Origin of the sequence: Camelimonas lactis (assembly GCF_004342915.1) — a bacterium.
Lineage (GTDB): Bacteria > Pseudomonadota > Alphaproteobacteria > Rhizobiales > Beijerinckiaceae > Camelimonas > Camelimonas lactis.
In genome coordinates, this window is sequence record NZ_SLWL01000004.1 from 158,250 (window position 1) to 179,784 (window position 21,535).

Here is a 21,535-nt window from a genome sequence, read left to right on the forward strand (position 1 = left end):
AACGCGGCGTGGGGGCCGGCGCGAAACCAAGCCGTTCACGCGCGTCATTCGCCTCATTCGTCAGCCCCGTCGGCGCGGGCGCGCAGCTTGCGCACCACCGCGCCTGTCCCGGCTTCGCCCTGCTGCTCCAGTTCGCCAATCAGTTCGCCAAACTCCCGCGCCTCGCGAAAATTGCGATAAACCGAGGCGAAGCGCACATAGGCGACGCTGTCGAGCCCCTTGAGGCCGGCCATCACCAGTTCGCCAACGGTTTCGCTGGGAATTTCCGTTTCGCCCATGCTTTCAAGCTGACGCACGATGCCGTTGATCAGCCGCTCCACCTGGTCCGGCTCCACCGGCCGCTTGCGCAGGGCCACCTGCACGGAGCGTTGCAGCTTGTCGCGATCAAACGGCGCGCGCTTGCCGGAGCGCTTGACCAGCACCAGCTCGCGCAACTGCACGCGCTCGAACGTCGTGAACCGCCCGCCGCAATCCGGGCAGACGCGCCGGCGGCGGATGGCGGCCGAATCGTCGGTGGGACGCGAATCCTTCACCTGGGTGTCGAGACTGTCGCAATACGGGCAGCGCATGCGCGGTCCTCCCGGAACTGGTCACATCAAACTGGCGGGGCCATTGCCGCAAAAACTGATGTCGCTTTTGCGTCGGGACGGCCCGGGACCTTTCCCAAGCCTGTAATCCCGGCGGACAACCGCTGGCAAGGGCAAGATTCCGGTCCATGGCGCCCGCCGGAGCTCCCGGGGATCAGATCGACCGCTCTCCCGCAGGCGGCGCTTTCCAGGCAGCAGGTCAACGCCGCGAGCCGCAAGCTGGCCGCGCCCACACACGACAACGCCGTCGCGCTGGCGACGGCGTTGCAAACCTTCACCGGCCCTCCCCGCGCGCTTTACGGGAAGGAAAAGCCTCAGGCGTAGATCGGGAAGCGGGCAGTCAGCTGCTTCACCTCGGCGGCGACCTCGGCCTCGACGGCGGCGTTGCCCGCTTCGCCGTTTTTCGCCAGACCGTCCAGCACCTTGACGATCAGTTCGCCGATACGGGTGAACTCGGCGACGCCAAAGCCGCGCGAGGTGCCGGCCGGCGAGCCGAGGCGGATGCCCGACGTCACCATCGGCTTTTCAGGATCGAAGGGGATGCCGTTTTTGTTGCAGGTGATGTGGGCGCGGCCCAGCGCCGCCTCGGCGGCCTTGCCGTTGAGGCCCTTGGGACGCAGGTCCACCAGCATCAGATGGTTGTCGGTGCCGCCGGAAACGAGATCCAGTCCGCCAGCGCGGATGGCCGCGGCCAGGGCCTGGGCGTTGTCCACCACCGCCTTCGCATAGACGCGGAACTCCGGGCGCAGCGCCTCGCCGAAGGCCACGGCCTTGCCGGCGATGACGTGCATCAGCGGGCCGCCCTGAAGACCCGGGAAGATGGCGGAATTGATCTTCTTCGCGATTTCCGCGTCGTCCGACAGGATCATGCCGCCGCGCGGGCCGCGCAGGGTCTTGTGGGTGGTGGTGGTGACCACATGGGCGTGCGGGAATGGCGAGGGATGGGCGCCGCCGGCGACGAGGCCGGCGAAATGGGCCATGTCGACCATGAAGTAAGCGCCAACCTCGTCGGCGATTTCACGGAAGCGGGCGAAATCCCAGTGACGGGCGTAGGCGGAGCCGCCGGCGATGATCAGCTTCGGCTTCTCGGCGTGGGCGATGCGGGCCACCTCGTCCATGTCGACGCGGTGGTCATCCTTGCGCACCGTGTAGTGCACCGGGCGGAACCACTTGCCGGACATGTTGGGCGGCGCGCCGTGGGTCAGGTGACCGCCGGCGGCGAGATCGAGGCCCATGAAGGCGTCGCCCGGCTGCAGCAGCGCCAGGAACACCGCCTGGTTGGCCTGGGAGCCGGAGTTGGCCTGGACGTTGGCGAAGCCGCAGTTGAACAGCTTCTTCGCCCGGTCAATGGCGAGGTCCTCGGCGATGTCGACGAACTGGCAGCCGCCGTAATAACGGCGCCCCGGATAACCTTCGGCGTATTTGTTGGTGAGGACGGAGCCCTGCGCCTCAAGAACAGCGCGCGACACGATATTCTCGGACGCGATCAGCTCGATCTCATCGCGCTGGCGACCCAGCTCCAGATCGACCGCGCGGGCGATTTCGGGATCGCTTTCAGCCAGCGTGGCCCCAAAGAAGCTGTTGGACAGGTGCGGACTGGTCTCGCTCATGAGCGCCTCGCCATACGCCGGCGCATGCGGCGCAACGGCGCGCCCACGCCAAACCGGCTCCAGAAAAATCGCGCGGCGCGCCAGTGAAGGCCGCCGCCATACCGTCACAGGCATTTCTGGCGTTCTGCCGGCGCGCCCGTGAGGGCGCGTGGGAAGCGCCGTCCGCCAATACGCCCAGGGCCCGCGTCCTGCGCCGCGCGCCCTGAACCTGCTTCATTTTGGCCGACGTCGCGCTCTTATCACGACGTCCGCCCCCCGCCAACCGCTGAAACGTCGCGGCCAGGGCCGTAAAATACAGACGGCCCGGGAAAACCCGGGCCGTCGCAATCATTGTCACATTATCACGAAGCGGCGCAGGCGCCCCGCCCGGCGCTTCAGTGCGCCGGCCCGGTCTCTTCCGCGGCGGCGGCGGCCATCGCCGCGGCCGGGCCAAGGCCATCGCGGTTGTAAATGTCGTCGCGGAACTGGGCCACGCCCTCGGGCGTCGCCCAGGAGGTGATGTAGGTCCAGTAGATCGGCAGCGGCGTCGACAGGGTGGCGTCGATGCGCTCGCCCGAATCAATCGCGGCCTGGATCGTCTGGGGGTTCCAGCCGGGCGTTTCCTGCAACAGGAAAGCGACGTAGTCGCGGACGTTCTGCAGGCGCACGCAGCCCGAGGAGACAAAGCGGAAATCGTCGCCGAACACGCCGCGCGCCGGGGTGTCGTGCATGTAAACCCCGTGTGGATTGGGGATATTGATGCGCACGAAGCCCATGGAGTTGATGTCAGCGCCGGGGTCCTGGCGGAACATGTAGCGCGTGGCTTCGGTGGAGTTCCAGTTCACCTGCGAGGGCGGAATCTCGACGCCGTTGGAGTAGATGCGGATTTTCTGGTCCGTCAGATAGTTCGGATCCTTCCGCATCTTGGGGATGAGGTCCTTGCGGATGATCGAGGCCGGCACGGTCCAGAACGGGTTGAAGTTCACCTGGGTGACCTTCGCGTTCATGATCGGCGACTGGCGGTCGATCTTGCCGACGCCGGCGGCGTGCCGGCTGACCACATGGTTGTCGGCGACGGTTTCCACCAGCGCCGCCGGAATGTTGACCACCGCATAGCGGCGGCCGGGGTTGCCGGAGAGCGAACGCAGGCGGACCAGGTTCGTTTCCATCTGGCGCAGGCGCGTCGCGGCGGGCACGTTCATCGCCGCGATGGTCTGGTTGTTCAGCGTGCCGGTGGCGTTGAGCCCGTGGCGTTGCTGGAAGCGCTTCACGCCCGCTTCAACATAGCTGTCGTAAACGTCCTGGGCGCCGCCCGACGCCTGCAGGTCGCCGGAGGCGGCGAGACGCTGGCGCAGCGCAACGACGGCCGGGCCCTTCGAGCCAAGCCGGAGCCGCTGGCCGGCCTGAACCGTGCCCCAGCCGCCACGGGCCACCGCGTCGCGCAGGCTGGCGATGGCCTGCTCGGTCGCCGCCACGGTTTCCTGGGATAGCAACGGCGTGGACGAGCGGGCGAGACGGCTGTTGGTGCCGGAGTCGTAGCTCTGCGTCCATTCGCTCTGGTCATCGAAGGCGAATTTCTGGGCGAATGCGGGCCCAATGGCGAGGCCAGTCGCAGCCGAGGCGGCGCCAAACAGGAAGGCGCGGCGCTTCATCGAAAAGGTCTTCTCGTTCATTGTCCTGGAATTCATCGTCCTGAAGCCGTGCAGATTGGAGCCGCGCAGGCCCGCCCGCGCCAGAGCATGTTCAAGCGAAAGCGGACGACAGCCCCTGAAGCGCCCCTGAGGGAGGCGTCCCGGCCGGCGCCAAGCGCATGGATTACCCTCGTAAACCCATGGTCTTACCAAACCATGATCAGCGGGGCGTTTTTGTGGCGCCAGGCCAGCCGAAAACGCGCGCCCGGCGCGGGCTCCCGTGAACGCGGAGCGCCGGAACGCCATCATCACATTGATAAGATTCATGTATTACCTGAGCACGCGCCGCAAACACGCCGGCGCGGCGATTGCCAGCGCTCGCCACATGTCCGGCGCTGTCGCGTCCATGCCACAGCTTTTGGACCCGGCTTCTGGACCCGGCCCTTGCCGGCGGGAGCGATTGTCAGCGGGACAGGAGATCCAGCGCCCGCTCGGGCGGGCGGCAGGCCGCGGCGCCGCCCGGCCCGGCGACAACCGGCCGGTTGAGCAATTCGGGATGGGCGGCGATGGCGTCGAGAATGGCGGCGTCGGTCACGTCCGGCCGGTCAAGGCCGAGCACGGGCGCCAGTTCCTTCCAGCGATCGCCCTTGCGCCGGAGCAGCGCCCCTGCCCCGCCCTCCACACGCGTCGCCAGCCGCGCCAGCGCGGCGCGGTCCGGCGGGTCCTTCAGATACAGCACGACGTGGGGCTCGACGCCGGCGGCGCGGATCAGTTCGAGCGCCTGGCGCGAGGTGGAGCACGCCGGATTGTGCCAGATGGTGACGTCTCCAGCCGTGTTTGCGCTCATGTCGTCACTCCTGATCGTGGGCGGCCAGCCACGAGATCACCAGGTAGAGCACGGCCAGCACGCCGAACATGGCGACCGTGAACACGCCGCTCGCCACCACCTGCGGCAGGAAGATCGCCATGATCATGTGGCTCATCAGCGCCAGCAGCCACATGATGCCGCCCCAGGTGCTGGTGAGCCACAGCCCGACGGCGGCAACCAGATTGAACACCGCGAAATACACCACCACCGCCTGGGCGCCGAGGCCACGATCCTCGAACGGAACGGGCGACGGCGTCAGGCCAAGAATGTCGGCCCAGGCCAGCAGGCCCATCATCATCCACAACACCGCCATCAGGCGCAGGAACCAGACGAGGATCAGCCCCCAGCGCACGCGCGGCAACGGCGAAGCGCGCAGGGCCTCAAGCACGCCGCCGGCGCGTCCGCCTTCCGTCCGGGTTTCTTCGCCTTGCGCCGCCACGGGCATTCCTTCCATCCGGCGGGTTGCTGACGACCTGATTCAGCACGCCGCCCTATCCGCCTGGTTCGTCATGCTTTTCGACCCCGGAACGAAGACCTGCCGGGATGAACGTCCATGGGGCAAAACCGGTGAAACTGATTCCGGATCGCCCCCCAAGCCATTGAACCAATATCATTTCCCGGGGAAAACGAAGACCGTCTCCCCAGGGAGCCACCCTGTCCGCCCCAGGCGCGCGTCCGCCTCAGTCGAAGGTCAGTTCCGCAGGGCCGAGAGGCGCGAAATAAGCGTCGATATCGGCCGCCGATACGTCAGCCAGCGCGGCCGGCTTCCATTTCGGGCTCTGGTCCTTGTCGACGATCACGGCGCGCACGCCCTCGTAGAAATCATGCCCCAGGGCGATGCGCGACACGATGCGATATTCGATCCGCATGGCCTCACGGAAATCGACGCCGCGACCGCGCCGCATCTGCTCCAGCGACAGGGCCATGCTGGTGGGAGATTTTGTGCGCATCGTGGCGGCGGTCTTGCCGGCCAGCTCCGAACCGCCGGCGGCGGCGGCGTCGAGGCGGGCGAGAATGCCGGCGACATCCGGGGCGCTGAACGCTTCGTCGATCATCGCCTGGCTGGAAAGCAGCAGCGAGGTCGCCGGCTTCGCGGCGTACGGCGCAAGCACGGCGTCCACCGGCTCGCCGGCGATCAGGCGGTCGCGGATGGCGCTGAACGCCGACGACGGGGCCGCGTGGGTCGCCAGCCCCAGGGCATGGGCTTCGCCCTGGTTGATGCGGTCGCCGGTGACGGCGACAAACGCGCCAAGTTCGCCCGGCAGGCGCGGCAGCGCATAGGTGGCGCCGACATCCGGGAAGAAGCCGATGCCGACCTCCGGCATGGCGAAGGTGAATTTGTCAAAGGCCACCATGTGGCTGCCATGGAGCGAGACGCCCACGCCGCCGCCCATGACGATGCCCTCGACCAGGGCGACATACGGCTTTGTATATTCCTTGATGCGGACGTTGAGCTGATACTCCTCACGCCAGAACGTCAGCGCATCCTCCAGGCGGCCGCCCTTGCCCTGCTCATACAGCGAGCGAATGTCGCCGCCGGCGCAGAAGGCGCGATCGCCCGCGCCGGTGACGATGACGCGGGTGACGGCCGGGTCATGCTCCCAGGCGTCGAGGGCCGCGCGCAGACCGCGCACCATGGTCAGGGTCAGCGCATTCAGGGCCTTCGGGCGGTTCAGAATGACGACGCCCGCCGATCCCTGGCGTTCGCAAATGATTTCGCTTTCCTGAACGTCCTGCACGACCCATATCCTTCTGAAGCATTTTCCGGCGCGGACTTTGGTCACTGACCGCCGCCGCGTCAATCGCCGCGCGCCGCGCCAGGCGGGGACGCGGCGCCACGGCGTGGCGCCGGCGCGATGCGACCCTTACGCATTTTGCCCCAGCCCTGATGTCCTGTAGAAGGCGAAAGGGGCGGACGCCGGGCGCAAAATCGCCGCCACGGCCGGGCCAGCAACCAGAGCGAGCGGAAAGCCAGCCATGTCGAACAGCAGACCGGGACCGGAAATCGCAGACAACGTCGATCTTTGCCTCGTCCACAGGCTGCGCCGCAACCGCAAAGCGGAATGGGCCCGCCGGCTGGTGCGCGAAAACGTGCTGACCACCAACGATCTGATCTGGCCGATGTTCGTTGCAGCCGGCGACAATCTGCGCACGCCGGTCGCCTCGATGCCAGGGGTCGATCGCCAGTCGGTGGACCAGATCGTGCGCTCGGCCGTCGAGGCGGCGGAGCTTGGCATTCCGGCCATCGCCCTGTTCCCCTACACCGACAACGCGCTGAAGGACGCCGAGGGCAGCGAGGCGCTGAACCCGGACAATCTGGTGTGCCAGGCGGCGCGGGCCATCAAGAAGGAAGTTCCGGAGGTCGGCGTCATCATCGACGCGGCGCTGGACCCCTACACCAGCCATGGCCATGACGGCGTGATCGCCGATGGCCGGATTCTCAACGACGAGACGGTGGCGCGGCTGGTGCGCCAGTCGGTGATCCAGGCTGAAGCCGGCGCCGACGTCATCGCCCCCTCCGACATGATGGACGGCCGCGTCGGCGCCATCCGCGACGGCCTCGACGCAGCCGGCTTCCAGGACGTGCAGATCATGTCCTACGCCGCCAAATACGCCTCGGCGTTCTACGGCCCGTTCCGCGACGCGGTCGGCTCCGGCGCCCTGCTGGTCGGCGACAAGCGCACCTACCAGATGGACCCGGCCAACGGCGACGAAGCGCTGCGGGAAGTGGCGCTTGACGTCGAGGAAGGCGCCGACATGATCATGGTCAAGCCGGGCATGCCCTATCTGGACGTGCTGCACCGGGTGAAGAAGGAATTCGGCATGCCAACCTTCGCCTACCAGGTGTCGGGCGAGTACGCCATGATCGAGGGCGCGGCGCGTAACGGCTGGCTCGACGGCGACAAGGCGATGATGGAAAGCCTGCTGGCGTTCAAGCGGGCGGGCGCCGACGGTGTGTTGACCTATTTCGCGCCGCGCGCGGCCCGCAAGCTGCGCGGCATCGCCTGAGGCGCCTTTGGGGAAAAGGAAACGCCGCCATGAACGGCCCCGCCCCCAACGCGAACGGAAAGATGGACGGCGCTCCCGGCGATCGCCGGGAGCAGCCGGCGCGTCCCGCGTCTGACGTGGTGGCCACGGCGGCGGGGGCGCGCGCGGGGAGACGCGGCCTGTCGCGGGCCGAGGGGTTTTCAGCCATCGGCGTTGGCGTCTGTCTCGGCCTTGCCGGCGTCGGCGCCTGGTGGGGATTGCAGCCGGCCGTGAACGACCGCGCCGCCCGCCTCTGCCGCACGGTGATCCCGGCGCTGAACCCCGCCGACGCGGTTTTCTCGCTGGCGGAGCCCCGGCCCGGCGCTTCACGCTCCAGCGTGCGCATCGCCTACACGGCGCAGACCCCGGACGGCCGCCTGCGCAGCCGGGAGGTGTCATGCCGCTACGCCGCGAACAAGGACGGCGCCCAGGTGCGGCTTACCGGCGTGGCCACCGAGCGCGGACCGCTGGCGGAGGCCAATTTCTATTTTCTGCGCCGCTTCTATCTCGAAGCCAGCGACGGCCCGCCGCCGGACCCGGCGGCCGCGCAGGCCGTCGCGCCGCGCCAGCAGGCGCCCGGCCAGTAGGCGCCCGGCCAATAAGCCGCCAGCCCGTGAGGCCCAATTTCCCGCGCCAGCGGCGCGGAGGATTGGGCCGTTTCCGTTTCGCGTTCCAGATCGCTACTTAAAAACGCCCCGCAAGCGCGCATATATAATGCAGAAGCGCGTCCGCACGGGCGCGCCAGACCCATGGCGGAATAGCGGGACAGCATGGCGAACACGGATTTGACGACAGGCCGTCAGGATAACGGCGGCGGACGTGAATGGCGCACCAGCGGCGTGCTCACGTCGCGGCTGTTCGCCTGGCTGATCGACCTGGTGATCATCGCCCTGTGGACGGTCATGCTGGCGATCATCGTCGGCGTCTTGGGCTTTTTGACCTTCGGCCTCGGCTGGTTCCTGTTCGCCCTGGTCGTTCCGGCGTCCGGCATCATTTACAGCATGGTGACGGTGGGCGGCTCCAGGCAATCCACCATCGGCATGCGCATGCTCGGCATGCGGGTGATGCGGGCGGACGGCGGCCGCGTTGACGCCATCACCGCCGGGGCGCACGCGCTGTTCTTCTATCTCGCCGCCAGCACCGGCCTGCTCTGGCTCGCGGATGTGGTGATCGGCGTCATCGATGACCGGGGCCGGATGGGGCACGACTATCTCGCCGGCCTGGTGGTGGTCTGGAACGACTGAACCTGGCGCGGCCGGGCCAGGGGGTCGTTCAGGGCCACGCCAGCCACGGCGTTGGATAATGGGGGGCGTCCGCGACGCTCCCTTTCTTTCATTGGCTGCCGACAGGGCCCGCCCCTGCCCTTGACCATCGTCGTGGACGATCGTCCCGGACCATCACTTTGGGGGCCCAACCCGGAAGGTCGCGCCCCGCAAGGCCCATTCCCGGAACAGGCCGGCGATGGTACCCTGAGGCCGCTGGCGATGTTTCGCCGCGCCCAGCAACGGGGGGACCAGCAGCGTGACCACCCATCCGCGCGAGACGCCCCAGTTCTATCTCACCGGACCGGCGACCTGCCCCTATCTGCCGGGGCGACAGGAGCGGAAGGTATTCACCCACCTGGTGGGCCGGCGCGCCGCAGAGCTGAACGACCTGCTGAGCCAGAACGGCTTTCGCCGCTCGCAGACCATCGCTTACCGGCCGGCCTGCGAGGACTGCGCCGCCTGCGTCTCGGTGCGGGTGGTGGCAGGCGACTTCGTTCCCGGCAAGAGCTTTCGCCGGGTGCTGCGCGCCAACGCCGATCTCATCGGCGCCATGGGCGCGCCAGCGGCCACGGCGGAGCAATACGGCCTGTTTCGCGATTACCTGACAGCCCGCCACCACGATGGCGGCATGGCCGACATGAGCGTGCAGGACTACGTCACCATGGTCGAGGACAGCCATGTGGACACCCGGCTGCTCACCTGGCGCCGGCGCGGCCCCGACACGGCCATCAATGGACGCGGCCAGGGACCGCTGATCGCCGCCGCGCTGACGGACGTGCTCGGCGACGGGCTGTCGATGGTCTATTCCTTCTACGATCCGACGGAGGAGCGCCGCAGCCTTGGCGCCTTCATGATTCTCGACCATATCCGCCGGGCCCGCGAGATGGGCCTGCCCTACGTCTATCTGGGCTTCTGGGTCGAAGGTTCACGCAAAATGGCCTACAAGGCGCGTTTCACGCCGCAGGAACGCCTGACCGGCGCGGGCTGGAGACGCCACGAATGACCCTGGACAGCGCAAGCCGTCTCGCCAGCGCAGCCCTTGCCGCGCCCACCGCATCCCCCACGCTGAAACGCCCGGCCCGCCTGCCGGTCATCGACGCGGCGCGCGGCGTCGCCCTGGCGGCCATGGTGATTTACCATAGCGCCTGGGACATAACCTTCTTCAACCTGGCGCCCATCGACGCGGTGAATTCGCCGTTCTGGCGCAATTTCGCCCACGGCATCGCCAGCAGCTTCCTGTTCCTGGTCGGCGTCAGCCTGGTGCTGGCCACCTGGAACGGAATCAACTGGATGGCCTGGGGCAAGCGGCTGGCCATGGTGGTCGCCGGCGCGGTCGCGGTGACCGCATCCACCTGGCTCACCAATCCGCACCAGTTCATTTTCTTCGGCATCCTGCACTGCATCGCCGCCGCCAGCATTCTGGCGTTGCCATTCCTGCGCGCGCCATGGCCGCTGACGGCGCTCGTCGGGGCCGGCGTCATCGCCCTGCCGTTCTTCTGGACCTCGCCGCTATTCAGCCACGGCCCGCTGATCGTCACCGGGCTGGCTGACGTCGTTCCCAGCACGGCTGACTGGGTTCCCATCTTCCCCTGGTTCGGCGCGGTGCTGCTTGGCGTGGCGGCGGCGCGGGCCTGCCTCGGCTGGTTTCCGGCCACGGCGGCTGGTCGCTGGCGCGACGCCGGCCGCATCGGCAAGGCGCTGACCTTCGCCGGCCGGCACAGCCTGATCATCTATCTGACGCACCAGATCGTGCTGATGGGTCTGTTCGGCGCCATCGCCTGGCTCGCCGGCCCGTCCCAGGCGGCGCTGGACATGCGGGTGGCGCGCACCTGCCACTTCGCCTGCGCCGCCAACGCCGGTTCCGAAGCCTTCTGCCAGAAGTATTGCGATTGCCTCGTCGGCAGCCTGCGCCAGGACGGACTGTCAGCGCCAGTTGTCTCCGGCGACATCACCCCGGCCGGCCGGGCGCGGCTGGGCCAGACCATCGACCAGTGCAGCGAAGCGGCAAGGCCGCAGTGATCGCCGGCCTCAAAGGCCGCCAGATCAAGGCCCTGTCGGTGGTTGCCCCCGGTGGAAGCTAGATCGCTGCTGGCGTGAAAACCCTGGAAGTCCGGCGCTGGGCCCCGCCCCTGACCCCGGCTGAGGATTTGCTGATCGTCGAAAACCACCGCTTTCTGCGCCAGGCTGGCGATGAAGACCCGGATGGGCGGAGCCGTGGCGATCGTGCGGGTGGCCGCCATCCGGCCGTTCACCCGCGCCGACATGGCCGCCGCCTGCGCCAGCACTTATGAGGAGGGCTGGCTCGCCTGGGAACTGGGCGACATCCGCCCGCTTGCCTGGCGCGGCGCCGTGCTGGCGGCGCGGGGCATCTATCTGGTCGACTGGCCGTAACCCAGGCGCGCGTGCGCTCCCCGGCATGAAAATGGCCGGGCAAGCCCGGCCATTTTCGCCATGCGCGGTCGGACGGCGAGGCGCCGCTTACAGACCCACCATCAGCTTGGCGATGATATCGCGCTGCACTTCGGACGAGCCGCCGAAGATGGTGAAGGCGCGGCTGTTGAGATACTCCGGCACCACCGGCAGTTCGATCTCCGGCAGCGTCGCCCGGTTCAGGCCATACAGCGGCCGGGTCGGCTCCCAGACCAGCGCGTCATAGCCCAGAACATCGACGGCCAGGCGCGTGACGGCCTGCTTGATCTCGCTGTTGCGCAATTTCAGCAGCGATGAGACGGCGCCGGGGTTCTGGCCGGTCTGGAGCGCCGACATGATGCGCAGCTCGGTCAGCTCCAGCGCGTCGATGTCGATCTCGATCTCCGAAATCTTCATCGCCAGCGCCGGATCATCGATCGGCTGGCCGGGGGCCTCGCCGTTGGCCAGCTCAATCACGTGCTGCAGGCCGCGCCGCAGACGGGCCGCCGCGATGCCGCCGCCGCGCTCGAACTCCAGCAGATACTTGCCGTAGGTCCAGCCCAGCCCCTCCTCGCCGATGCGGTTCTCCACCGGCACGCGCACGTCGTCGAAGAAAACCTGGTTGACCTCGTGGTCGCCGCCGATGGTCAGGATCGGCCGGATGGTGATGCCGGGCGAGGTCATGTCGATCAGGATGAAGCTGATGCCTTCCTGCTTGCGGCCGGTGTCGTCGGTGCGCACCAGCGCGAACATCATGTTGGCGTGGTGGGCGTGGGTGGTCCAGATCTTGGTGCCGTTGATGACATAGTGATCGCCATCGCGCACGGCGCGGGTCTTCAGCGAGGCCAGATCGGAGCCGGAGCCTGGCTCGGAATAGCCCTGACACCAGTAGTCCTCGCCATTGAGGATGCGCGGCAGGTACTTCGCCTTCTGCTCCGGCGTGCCGAACCTGATGATGACCGGGCCGACCATGGCGACGCCCATGGGCGACACGCTGGGCGCGCCGGCCTTCGCGCACTCGGTGGCGAAAATCCAGCGCTGCGCCGGCGTCCAGGTCGGGCCGCCAGCCTCCGGCGGCCAGCCGGGCGCGGCCCAGCCCTTCGACGCCAAAGCGCGGTGCCACGGATCGGAAATCTCCTTGTCGGAGAACACGGACGGCGTCATCCCCTGGGCGCGCTTCATGTCGGGCGTCAGGACGGAAGCGAGGAATTCGCGGACTTCCTCACGGAAGGCCTTTTCCTCATCGGAGAACGAAAAATTCATGGGAGTTCAACTCCTGTCGCCTCGCCGCACCCGGACAGCGGGAATGGCGCAGCGCGAAAACATTTCAGGCGGCGCGTCCGGCGGCGCTGAGGGCCGCATGGCGCTTCAGATGATGATCGACGCCGCCGAACATGGCGTCGAAGAACACCACGCGCTTCAGGAAAGCGCCGATCTCCAGCTCCTCGGTCACGCCCATGCCGCCATGCAACTGCACCGCCTGCTCGGCGACGAAGCGCGCGCCACGGCCGATCTTCGCCTTGGCGCCGGACACGGCGCGGGCGCGGGCGGCGGGCTCCGCGTCGGCGAACAGCGCCGCGCGCAGGGCCAGCGAGCGCGCCTCCTCCACCGCCACGGCCATGTCGGCCATGCGATGGCGCAACGCCTGATTGACCGACAGCGGCTTGCCGAACTGCTCGCGCGTCTTGATGTAGGCGGCGGTGGTCTCCACCAGCGTCTGCATCATGCCGACCGCCTCGGCGCACAGGGCCGCGGTCGCGTGGTCGCTCACCGCCTCGATCACCGGCAGCGCGTCTTCAAGGCCGCCGAGCAGCGCGCCGGCGCCCAGGCGCACGCCCGCGAGCCGCACCTGCGAGACCTTGCCGCCGCCAAGGCGCAGGTCCGTCGTCAGGGTCACCCCCTCCGCATCGCGCGGGACAATGAACAGGCCAATGCCCTTCGCATCGGCGCGGTTGCCATGGATGCGGGCGGAAACGATGAGCAGGTCCGCCTCGTCGGCGTCGAGCACGGCGGTCTTGGCGCCGTCGAGCACCCAGCCGTCCGCGTCCTTCACCGCATGGGTCGCCACGTCGGCCAGATTGTAGCGAGCCTGGCGCTCGCTGTGCGCGAAGGCGACGCGCAGCGCGCCTTCCGCAATTTTCGGCAGCAGATCGGCCTGCTGGGCCGGCGAGCCAGCCGCCGCGATCGCGCCAGCGCCGAGGATCACCGTGGAGACGTAAGGCGAATCAACCAGCCCCTCGCCAAAGGCTTCCATCAGCATGCCGACTTCAACGGCGCCGCCGCCCAGGCCGCCATGCGCCTCCGGCAATGGCAGGGCGAGCCAGCCCAGGTCGGCGAACTCGCGCCAGGCGCCGGCGGAAAAGCCCTCGCCGGCCTCGGCGCGTTTGCGGCGGGCGTCGGCGTTATACTGGGCGCGGACAAAACGCCCGGCGCTCTCACGCAGCAGGCGCTGCTCTTCGGTGGGGGTGAGATCCATGGTCAGACTGACGCCTTTCCCTTGACCGATCCATGCACGCCGGATGGGTCTACGATTGAACCAAACTGCTGGAAATTGTGGGCGTGGCAGAGCTGGTGCAGGGCATAGGCTTTGTCGATCGCCGCCTGCTGGCCCATGATGTCGAGCGAGCCGTTGACCGCCTCCTTGGCCAGCTTCAGGGCGAAAGCCGGCTTTGCGGCGATGCGCTGCGCCAGTTGCGTGGTGACCTCGCGCAGGGCCTCGCGCGGCGCGACGTGGTTGACCATGCCGAGCCGGTAGCCTTCCTGGGCGGTCCACGCATCCGACGTGAACAGGAATTCCTTGGCCTTGCGGGCGCCCAGCTCCCACGGGTGGACGAACCACTCATGGCCGCAAACGCCCATGGTCACCACCGGGTCGCAGAACGACGCGTCCTCGCTGGCGACGATCAGGTCGCAGGCCCAGGCCAGCATCAGCCCGCCGGCGATGCAGCGGCCCTGGACCTCGGCGATGGTCGGCTTGGAAATGTTGCGCCAGCGGCGGGTCATCTGCAGGTAGATTTCCTGCTCGCGGGCATAACGACCGTGCACGCCAGGCTCGGCGAAACCGCCCCAGTTGAACACCGGCGGGAAATCAACCCCGGCCTCGTTCTTCGCGCCGGCGCGCAGGTCATGACCGGCGGAAAAATGCGGATCTGCGCCCGCCAGGATGATGACCTTCACCGCGTCGTCGGCGGCGGCCGCGTCGAAGGCGGCGTTGAGATCGTAAGTCATCTGAAGGTTCTGGGCGTTACGGGCGCCAGGCCGGTTCATCACGATACGGGCCACGCCCTCCGCCGGCCGTTCGACCAGCACGGTCTCATATTCCGCCATTGTTTCCTCCCCCGGGCGCCTGCCCGACAGCTGCGGAGCGTTGCCCTTATAACGTCGCCCCTTGAGGGCCTCGCCCGGCGAAACGGCAGCAGCGCCACCCACGCTCCGCGCCCTTTCCGGCGTTCCATCCGACGGCGCGCCTGAAACACGGAGGCAGCCGCCCCCATCATCAATCAAACGCTAGTTCAGGATTGAAAGCGCGTCCAGAGCCCACGGCGCCGGCCGCCGCGTTGAGCCTCAATCAGATGTGGGAGAGGAGACGCCTGGCGGCGGCGCGTTCACGCCGGACGCGCCGGTCGCGGGTCGGCCGCTCAGATATGGGTCAGAATATTGACCAGCCGGCCGAATGGATCGCGGACGAACAGGCGGCGCACACCCCATGGCTCGACAGCCGGACCATAGACCAACGGAAAACCGGCGCGGGCGAGCCGGCCGATCACCTCGTCCAGATTGTCAACCTCAATGGAAAGGTCCGGAACCGGCTGGCCGCTTCCTCCCGCCCTGGCGATGCTGACCTGGGCCGGCGCCGCCGCCCCGCCGGCGAAGGTGACAATCCAGCCGTGGTCCATCACCACGTCAAGATCGAGCACATCGCCGTAAAACGCCCGGGCGCGACTGATGTCGCCGGCGGCAATGTTCGCCACGATCCGCCTGACTGTCATCGTCCTGCCTCCCGCCATCAGGCATGGTCCGGGCGCGGCCGGGGCGGCCGCCAACAGCGGGACCGCCGCCGCGTGTCCTTTCAACGCGCTCCGTCAGGTCAGGCGGGCAAAGCCGCCAGGGTTTCGCCGCCCCCTGGGCATCCCATGAAGGCATTCCTTGGGGGCGTCCTCTGGGGGCATCCTCTGGGGGCATCCTTTGGCAGGCCTGAACAGACTGACCTATGGCGGGCGGGCGGAACAGGGGCCCGCCCGCCCAGACCCCACCAACGCGGGGCCGCGCGGCTTAACCGAACCGGTTGTTGCGCGGGAAACCCTTGGGCGGCAGCCGGCCGGCTTCGGCGCGGTTGCCGACCCAGTCGCGCAGGTCGTTTTCGTTCACGGTCCAGGTGCGGCCGGAGGTGTCCTTCCAGGTCAGGCCTTCGACGAGGTTGAAGGTCTTGGCGTCCGAGGCGCCGCCGTCGCGATATTTTTGCAGGCGCACGCCCTTGCCGCGCGTCATCTCCGGCGCCTGAATCAGCGGGAACACCAGCAGCTTGCGGTTCTGGCCGATGATGGCGAGATGATCGCCGGCGACCGGCGCGCACACCGCCAGTCTGTGCGGCGCGTCCATCACCATGATCTGCTTGCCCTTGCGGGTGTTGGCGACCATGTCGTCGGAGCTGGCGACGAAGCCGCGTCCCTCGCTGGACATCATCAGCATCTTCTCGCCCTGGCGCCAGGGCCAGGCCGCGACGATGCTGGCGTTCTCGTCCATGTCGATCAGAATGCGCAGCGGATCGCCAACGCCCCGCCCGCCCGGCAACTTCGCGGCCTCGATGGTGAAGACGCGGCCGGTGCTGTCGGCCAGCAGGATGCGCGAGGTGGTCTCGGCGTGGAACGACAGGGCCAGGCTGTCGTCGCCCTTGAACTGAAGGCCGGACACATCCGCCACATGGCCCTTGAGGGCGCGGATCCAGCCCTTGGCCGACACCACCACGGTAACCGGCTCGCGCTCGACCATGGCCTCGGTCAGGTCGATGGCCCCGGCGGCTGGCGCGTCGGCGAAGGTGGTGCGGCGGCGTCCCAGCGGCGTCTCCGGCCCGAACAGCTTGCGCAGGGCGCGGATTTCCGTGGACACCTTTTTCCACTGCGCCGCTTCCGAGCCGAGCAGCGCGTTCAGTTCGGCCTCTTCTTTCTGCAGCGCCTCCTGCTCGGTGCGCAGCTGCATCTCCTCCAGCTTGCGCAGGGCGCGCAGGCGGGTGTCGAGAATGGCGTTGGCCTGGATTTCCGTAAGATCAAAGCGCTTCATCAGCGCCGGCTTCGCTTCGTCCTCCTCGCGGATGATGCGGATCACCTCATCGAGATCGAGATAGACGATCAGCAGGCCGCCAAGGATTTCCAGGCGCCGGCCGATGACGCCGAGGCGATGGCGCGAGCCGCGCTGCAACACGTCGCGGCGGTGATCCACCCACTCGCGCAACACCTCGGCGAGGCCCAGCACGCGCGGCACGCGCCCGGCGGTGAGCACGTTCAGGTTGAGCGGAACCCGGCTCTCCAGCTCGGTGAGCCGGTACAGCGATTCCATCATCAGTTCCGGATCGACCGTCCGCGAGCGCGGCTCGAAAACAACGCGCACGTCCTCGGCCGATTCATCGCGCACGTCGGCGACCAGCGGCAGCTTCTTGTCCTGCAACAGGTCGGCGATCTTCTCGATCAGCCGCGCCTTGGGCACCAGATAGGGGATTTCCGTAACCACGGCGACCCAGCCGCCGCGCCCCGCGTCTTCCCTCTCCCAGCGGGCGCGCACGCGAAAACCGCCGCGGCCGCTCCGGTAGGCGTCAACGATATTGACGCGCGGCTCGACGATGACGCCGCCGGTGGGAAAATCCGGCCCCTGGACGAAGTTGAGCAACTGCTCCGACGTCGCTTCCGGGTGGGTGATCAGATAGAGCGCCGCCTCGCACAGTTCGGCGACGTTGTGCGGCGGGATCGACGTGGCCATGCCGACGGCGATGCCCTGGGACCCATTGGCCAGCAGGTTGGGGAAAGCCGACGGCAGCACCGCCGGCTCCATGGTGGAGCCGTCATAATTGGGGCGGAAATCAACGGTGTCGTTGTCGATATCCTGAAGCAGCAACCGGGCCACGTCGGTCATGCGCGCTTCGGTGTAGCGGTGGGCGGCCGGGCCGTCGCCGTCGATATTGCCGAAGTTGCCCTGCCCCTCCACCAGCGGATAACGCGAGGCGAAATCCTGGGCGAGCCGCACCATGGCGTCATAGATGGCCTGATCGCCGTGGGGATGGAACGAACCCATCACGTCGCCGACGACCTTGGCGGATTTCTTGAACGGCGAGCCCGGATCAAGCCGCAGCAGGCGCATGCCGTAGAGAATGCGGCGGTGGACGGGCTTCAGGCCATCGCGCGCATCCGGCAGGGCGCGATGCATGATGGTCGAGAGGGCATAGTCGAGATAGCGCTGCTCCAGCGCCTCGCGCAGCTCGACATTCTCAATGCCGTCGTCCGGCGGCGTCCCGACCTCTTTGCCCATTGCCTCCCCCGGTACACGCCGCAGACCGGCGCCGATGGCGAACTGTCATCGCGACCGAAACCAGCGCGGCGATACAATCGGCCCAACGGCGAAAGCGCGCGCCCGATCGACGGCCGGGCGCGTGCTGGAACAGCCGCCCGAAGACATGAGAACGGGTAGCGAACAAACCCTCTGAACGCAAGTATTTACATGGGGCTTCCCACGTTATCCCGCCTGGGCGGGCGCAGCAGCAACACCGCGGCGATGATCTGGAGGGCCACGCACAAGGCCAGGGGCGCGCCATAGCCGCCGGTGAGGTCGTGCACGACGCCGACGACAGCCGGGAAGAAGGCATAGAAGAACTGCCCCGTGGCCACTGTCATGCCCATGATCAGGCTGAAAGCGCGGGCGGGAAATTCATGCTGGATAATGGTGGCGGGCAGCGTGATCAGGTTGCCGACCGAGAGGCCGAACAGGATCACCGCCGGAAACAGCACCTGCGGGCTGCGCGGCCAGATGATGATGGCGACCAGCGCCAGGGCCTGACTGCCGATGCTGAGCGCTGTCGTCAGGCGCTGGTTGACCCGGTCGATGACGAAGCCGAGGGCGACCCGCCCGGCGAAGGCGGCGAAGGAGCCGGCCATCAGGGCCACGGCGGTTTGCTCCGATCCCAGGGCCGGCAGCAGCAGCGCCACCTGGTGCATCAGGAAGCCGACCTGGGCGCCGAACCCCAGGGCAAAGGGCGCGGCGATGCTCCAGAAATGCAGGGATCGCATGGCGTCGCGCCAGTTGGCGGGACCATCCGGCGCGCGGTCAGAACCACTAACCACCGCATGGGGCTCCGCGTCCGGGACCGGCGCCCGGCTGGCAAGGCCGAACATCAGCAACGGCAGCAGCAACGCCAGCATGGCGAGGCTGAGCCCGGTGACGCTGGCGGCGAGGCCGTATACGGCGCTGAGCCGCACCAGCAGCGGCGCGACGAAGACCCCGGCGAGACTGGCGCCGTTGAGGGCCAGGCTGATGGCGAGGCCACGCTTGCGATCGAACCAGCGGGCGAGCGTGGTGGAAATGGCGGTGGAGCTGGTGGCCGCCCAGCCGACGCCCAGCACCGCGCTGCTCGCGAACAGCGTGACCGGGTGGCGGGCGTTGGCCACGCCGATGGCGCCAAGGGCCATGACGCAAACGCCGCCACAAAGCAGAATCCGCAGGTCCACCCGCGAAAACAGGACGCTGACCCAGAGCAGGCAGGCGGCGCCGAAGACGTAATAAAAGGTGATGGAGGCCGAAACCAGCGCCGTGGACCAGCCATTGGCGCGCTGCAACTCCGCCAGATAGACCGGCTGGCCGTAGAAGCCGAAGCCCCAGACGAAAATGGCCATGGCGAAGCAGGCCAGCACCGCCGGCCAGCCGGCGCGGAATTCGCTGGTTGCGGCGGTGGCCGCATGCGCAGGGCCGGCCCGGTTCAGGTCCGCGTCAGTGTGGTCCGCATTGGCGGCGATGGGCAGGGCGGACATGGATCTGGCTCCAGAGAATTCGGGCGTCGCGCGGGCGCCGGATGTTTCCCGAAACCGGATGCCATCTCCTGACCTGACGCGATATCCGCATCCTGCTTTTGAATGGACCGCGCGGCCAGCCGCGCCAGCGCGCCCCTGGGTTGCGCCGGGCCGGCGCCTTTTGCCGGCGCCCGCCAGACACATCCCTGGGGCGCCCGGGGCCTGGGCCGGAATTCCGGCCTTATTGGGGGCTGGGGCCGCTCAGGCGTTGCAGGATGGCGATGACGCGTTCGCGCCCGTCCGGCGCGGGCATGCCGCGTGGTCCGTAGACATGACGGGCCAGGAAAAAACCGGTGACGCGCAGGGCGTCGAGCACGTCCTGCGGCGACGGGGGCGCCGCCAGCGCGCCGGAAAGAAATGGCGGCAGCGGCAACAACCGGTCCTTCCAGGGCTCGCCAGCCGCGGCCGACACGGCGCAGCCCGATTTCGGCGAGACATATGCCAGATGATCGGTGACGCCGGTGGCGACGCAGCGCGAGAGGTCGAGGCCAAACCCCAGCTCGGCCAGCAATGACAGCTCGAACAGGGCCAGCAGGCCAGGACCCACCGCATCATCGGCCACATGATCGGCCAGCAGGGCCAGGGCGTCGTGCACGTCCGCATGGGGGTCGCGCTCCGGCAGCAGGCGCGTCAACGCCACCGCCGCGCCGAGCAGGTTGAGCGCCAGGGCCGAGCCCATGTAGCGCGCCGCCCGCAACTGGCCGCCCTCCACCGCGAACACGCCCAGCTGCTCCTCGATGCGGGCCCGCCACACCAGGGAAACCGAGTTGCCAGGCTGAAGCACCGGACGCATGCGGCCCGAGCGCCCGCCGCGCACCACGCCGGCGTGACGGCCATGGGCGCGGGTCATGACTTCAAGAATGACGCTGCTTTCGCCAAGACGGCGCACGCCGAGCACCACGCCTTCGTCAGCCCATTCCATGGCCTCTCCGCTGGCCCGGGCTACGGAACGTCAGGTCCCGGCGCCGTTGTGGTCGTGTTCCGCCTGGCGACGCCGCGCGGGCGCGGCGGGCGCCGGACTGGCCAATCCTGCCTGGCGCATCCTGGCCGGATCAGGCGCGGCCACGACGGCCCAGCCGACAGGATTCCGGGAGCCACCAGCCAGGCGGCGCCGCTGGCTCCCCAGGGCGCCGATCGGCTCGCCGGCTCAGTTGCGCGGGAACTCCAGCCCCATCTCGCGATAGCGGGCCGGGTCGTCGCCCCAGTTCTCGCGCACCTTGACGAACAGGAACAGGTGCACTTTCGCGTCGGCCGCCTCGGCGATATCGACGCGGGCGGCAGAGCCAATGGCCTTGATGGTCTGGCCGCCCTTGCCCAGCACGATGCTGCGCTGGCTCTCGCGCTCGACAAAGATGGTCTGCTCGATGCGCACCGAGCCATCGCGCTGTTGCGTCCACGTGTCGGTTTCCACCGTGGAGGCATAGGGCAGTTCGTCGTGCAGGCGATCGAACAGCTTTTCGCGGGTGATCTCGGCCGCCAGCTGGCGCAGCGGCGCGTCGGCGATCTGATCCTCGGGATAGTGCCAGTGATCAACCGGCATGCGTTCGGCCAGCCACGCCTTGAGGTCGCCGACGCCATCGCCCTTCATGGCGGAAACCATGAAAGTGCGCTGGAAATCGCCCTTTTCATTGACCGCCGCCGCCAGGGCGAGCAGACGCTCGCGCTGGATCAGGTCGATCTTGTTGAGGATCAGCACCTTGGGCTTGCGCACGTCGGCCAGCCGCTCCAGCACCGCCTCCACTTCCTCATCCACGCCCTTGCGGGCGTCGACCAGGAGGCAGACGACGTCAGCGTCGCCGGCGCCGCCCCAGGCCGTGGTGACCATGGCCCGGTCGAGCCGGCGCTTCGGCCGGAAGATGCCAGGGGTGTCGACGAAAATCATCTGGCTGTCGCCGTGAATGGCGATGCCGCGCACCAGAACGCGGGTGGTCTGCACCTTGCGGGAGATGATCGACACCTTGGCGCCGACAAGGGCGTTGAGCAGGGTCGACTTGCCGGCGTTGGGCGCGCCGATCAGGGCAATGAAGCCGCAGCGCGTTTGCAGCGCCCCGTCCTGGCCGTCGCCGGCGCCTGGAGCCGGCGGAGTGGTTTCGTCAGTCATGTATGCCCTT

Annotated in this window: 20 protein-coding genes; 6 read left to right on the plus strand and 14 right to left on the minus strand. The window is 68.2% G+C overall.

Going from position 1 to position 21,535, the window contains the following annotated elements; genetic code table 11:
• Positions 1-53 precede the first annotated feature (53 nt).
• The 6 genes from nrdR to EV666_RS06755 all read right to left on the minus strand — a co-directional run bounded on the left by nrdR (position 54) and on the right by EV666_RS06755 (position 6,414).
• Positions 54-569, minus strand: coding sequence for a transcriptional regulator NrdR (gene nrdR / locus EV666_RS06730; protein WP_132005012.1), 516 nt, complete (start codon positions 567-569; stop codon positions 54-56).
• Positions 570-901: 332 nt separating this feature from the next.
• Complete coding sequence (gene glyA, locus EV666_RS06735) at positions 902-2,197, minus strand: serine hydroxymethyltransferase (protein WP_132005015.1); 1,296 nt, start codon at positions 2,195-2,197, stop codon at positions 902-904.
• A 374-nt stretch (positions 2,198-2,571) separates the two neighbouring features.
• Positions 2,572-3,849 (minus strand): L,D-transpeptidase family protein, encoded by a 1,278-nt coding sequence (locus EV666_RS06740; RefSeq protein WP_376885375.1) that lies wholly within the window; start codon positions 3,847-3,849, stop codon positions 2,572-2,574.
• Between the two features lie 421 nt (positions 3,850-4,270).
• Positions 4,271-4,654 (minus strand): arsenate reductase (glutaredoxin), encoded by a 384-nt coding sequence (arsC, locus tag EV666_RS06745; protein WP_132005018.1) that lies wholly within the window; start codon positions 4,652-4,654, stop codon positions 4,271-4,273.
• Positions 4,655-4,658: 4 nt separating this feature from the next.
• Positions 4,659-5,114, minus strand: coding sequence for a DUF6163 family protein (locus tag EV666_RS06750; RefSeq protein ID WP_132005021.1), 456 nt, complete (start codon positions 5,112-5,114; stop codon positions 4,659-4,661).
• A gap of 241 nt (positions 5,115-5,355) precedes the next feature.
• Positions 5,356-6,414, minus strand: coding sequence for an enoyl-CoA hydratase/isomerase family protein (locus tag EV666_RS06755; RefSeq protein WP_165909922.1), 1,059 nt, complete (start codon positions 6,412-6,414; stop codon positions 5,356-5,358).
• Positions 6,415-6,652: 238 nt separating this feature from the next.
• Between EV666_RS06755 and hemB the strand changes: the two genes are divergently transcribed.
• The 6 genes from hemB to EV666_RS18595 all read left to right on the plus strand — a co-directional run bounded on the left by hemB (position 6,653) and on the right by EV666_RS18595 (position 11,358).
• Complete coding sequence (gene hemB / locus EV666_RS06760; protein WP_132005024.1) at positions 6,653-7,684, plus strand: porphobilinogen synthase; 1,032 nt, start codon at positions 6,653-6,655, stop codon at positions 7,682-7,684.
• A gap of 29 nt (positions 7,685-7,713) precedes the next feature.
• On the plus strand, positions 7,714-8,289 hold the full coding sequence (locus EV666_RS06765) for a hypothetical protein (protein ID WP_132005027.1): 576 nt from the start codon (positions 7,714-7,716) through the stop codon (positions 8,287-8,289).
• A 183-nt stretch (positions 8,290-8,472) separates the two neighbouring features.
• Entirely contained in the window at positions 8,473-8,946 is a 474-nt protein-coding gene (locus EV666_RS06770) for an RDD family protein (protein WP_132005030.1), read from the plus strand.
• A 277-nt stretch (positions 8,947-9,223) separates the two neighbouring features.
• Positions 9,224-9,970 (plus strand): arginyltransferase, encoded by a 747-nt coding sequence (locus EV666_RS06775; RefSeq protein ID WP_132005033.1) that lies wholly within the window; start codon positions 9,224-9,226, stop codon positions 9,968-9,970.
• Positions 9,967-10,986, plus strand: a complete 1,020-nt coding sequence (locus EV666_RS06780) for an acetyltransferase domain-containing protein (protein ID WP_132005036.1) — start codon at positions 9,967-9,969, stop codon at positions 10,984-10,986. The genes EV666_RS06775 and EV666_RS06780 overlap by 4 nt, the downstream gene beginning before the upstream one ends.
• A 183-nt stretch (positions 10,987-11,169) precedes the next feature.
• Positions 11,170-11,358 (plus strand): hypothetical protein, encoded by a 189-nt coding sequence (locus EV666_RS18595; RefSeq protein ID WP_245514266.1) that lies wholly within the window; start codon positions 11,170-11,172, stop codon positions 11,356-11,358.
• An 87-nt stretch (positions 11,359-11,445) separates the two neighbouring features.
• On the opposite strand, the gene EV666_RS06790 is transcribed toward EV666_RS18595, so the two are convergent.
• The 8 genes from EV666_RS06790 to era all read right to left on the minus strand — a co-directional run bounded on the left by EV666_RS06790 (position 11,446) and on the right by era (position 21,525).
• Complete coding sequence (locus EV666_RS06790; RefSeq protein WP_132005039.1) at positions 11,446-12,639, minus strand: acyl-CoA dehydrogenase family protein; 1,194 nt, start codon at positions 12,637-12,639, stop codon at positions 11,446-11,448.
• Positions 12,640-12,703: 64 nt separating this feature from the next.
• Positions 12,704-13,852, minus strand: coding sequence for an acyl-CoA dehydrogenase family protein (locus tag EV666_RS06795; protein ID WP_132005042.1), 1,149 nt, complete (start codon positions 13,850-13,852; stop codon positions 12,704-12,706).
• 2 nt (positions 13,853-13,854) lie between these two features.
• Positions 13,855-14,703 (minus strand): enoyl-CoA hydratase, encoded by an 849-nt coding sequence (locus EV666_RS06800; RefSeq protein WP_132005045.1) that lies wholly within the window; start codon positions 14,701-14,703, stop codon positions 13,855-13,857.
• 311 nt (positions 14,704-15,014) lie between these two features.
• Positions 15,015-15,365: a VOC family protein gene (locus tag EV666_RS06805; RefSeq protein ID WP_132005048.1), complete on the minus strand. Its 351-nt coding sequence runs from the start codon at positions 15,363-15,365 to the stop codon at positions 15,015-15,017.
• A 283-nt stretch (positions 15,366-15,648) separates the two neighbouring features.
• Complete coding sequence (gene parC, locus EV666_RS06810) at positions 15,649-17,892, minus strand: DNA topoisomerase IV subunit A (RefSeq protein ID WP_132005051.1); 2,244 nt, start codon at positions 17,890-17,892, stop codon at positions 15,649-15,651.
• Positions 17,893-18,077: 185 nt separating this feature from the next.
• Complete coding sequence (locus EV666_RS06815) at positions 18,078-19,385, minus strand: MFS transporter (RefSeq protein WP_165909923.1); 1,308 nt, start codon at positions 19,383-19,385, stop codon at positions 18,078-18,080.
• 220 nt (positions 19,386-19,605) lie between these two features.
• A complete protein-coding gene (gene recO, locus EV666_RS06820; RefSeq protein WP_132005057.1) occupies positions 19,606-20,346 on the minus strand; it encodes a DNA repair protein RecO in 741 nt (246 codons plus the stop codon).
• Positions 20,347-20,571: 225 nt separating this feature from the next.
• Positions 20,572-21,525, minus strand: a complete 954-nt coding sequence (gene era / locus EV666_RS06825) for a GTPase Era (RefSeq protein WP_132005060.1) — start codon at positions 21,523-21,525, stop codon at positions 20,572-20,574.
• Positions 21,526-21,535: the final 10 nt, after the last annotated feature.

Excerpts from the sequence above, each read along its gene's own strand:
- parC (WP_132005051.1), bottom strand. The coding sequence starts at position 17,892 with ATGGGCAAAGAGGTCGGGACGCCGCCGGACGACGGCATTGAGAATGTC.
- EV666_RS06805 (WP_132005048.1), bottom strand. The coding sequence starts at position 15,365 with ATGACAGTCAGGCGGATCGTGGCGAACATTGCCGCCGGCGACATCAGT.
- recO (WP_132005057.1), bottom strand. The coding sequence starts at position 20,346 with ATGGAATGGGCTGACGAAGGCGTGGTGCTCGGCGTGCGCCGTCTTGGC.
- glyA (WP_132005015.1), bottom strand. The coding sequence starts at position 2,197 with ATGAGCGAGACCAGTCCGCACCTGTCCAACAGCTTCTTTGGGGCCACG.
- EV666_RS18595 (WP_245514266.1), top strand. The coding sequence starts at position 11,170 with ATGGGCGGAGCCGTGGCGATCGTGCGGGTGGCCGCCATCCGGCCGTTC.
- EV666_RS06790 (WP_132005039.1), bottom strand. The coding sequence starts at position 12,639 with ATGAATTTTTCGTTCTCCGATGAGGAAAAGGCCTTCCGTGAGGAAGTC.
- EV666_RS06795 (WP_132005042.1), bottom strand. The coding sequence starts at position 13,852 with ATGGATCTCACCCCCACCGAAGAGCAGCGCCTGCTGCGTGAGAGCGCC.
- arsC (WP_132005018.1), bottom strand. The coding sequence starts at position 4,654 with ATGAGCGCAAACACGGCTGGAGACGTCACCATCTGGCACAATCCGGCG.
- EV666_RS06800 (WP_132005045.1), bottom strand. The coding sequence starts at position 14,703 with ATGGCGGAATATGAGACCGTGCTGGTCGAACGGCCGGCGGAGGGCGTG.
- EV666_RS06740 (WP_376885375.1), bottom strand. The coding sequence starts at position 3,849 with ATGAACGAGAAGACCTTTTCGATGAAGCGCCGCGCCTTCCTGTTTGGC.
- era (WP_132005060.1), bottom strand. The coding sequence starts at position 21,525 with ATGACTGACGAAACCACTCCGCCGGCTCCAGGCGCCGGCGACGGCCAG.
- EV666_RS06765 (WP_132005027.1), top strand. The coding sequence starts at position 7,714 with ATGAACGGCCCCGCCCCCAACGCGAACGGAAAGATGGACGGCGCTCCC.
- nrdR (WP_132005012.1), bottom strand. The coding sequence starts at position 569 with ATGCGCTGCCCGTATTGCGACAGTCTCGACACCCAGGTGAAGGATTCG.
- EV666_RS06815 (WP_165909923.1), bottom strand. The coding sequence starts at position 19,385 with ATGTCCGCCCTGCCCATCGCCGCCAATGCGGACCACACTGACGCGGAC.
- EV666_RS06780 (WP_132005036.1), top strand. The coding sequence starts at position 9,967 with ATGACCCTGGACAGCGCAAGCCGTCTCGCCAGCGCAGCCCTTGCCGCG.
- EV666_RS06770 (WP_132005030.1), top strand. The coding sequence starts at position 8,473 with ATGGCGAACACGGATTTGACGACAGGCCGTCAGGATAACGGCGGCGGA.
- hemB (WP_132005024.1), top strand. The coding sequence starts at position 6,653 with ATGTCGAACAGCAGACCGGGACCGGAAATCGCAGACAACGTCGATCTT.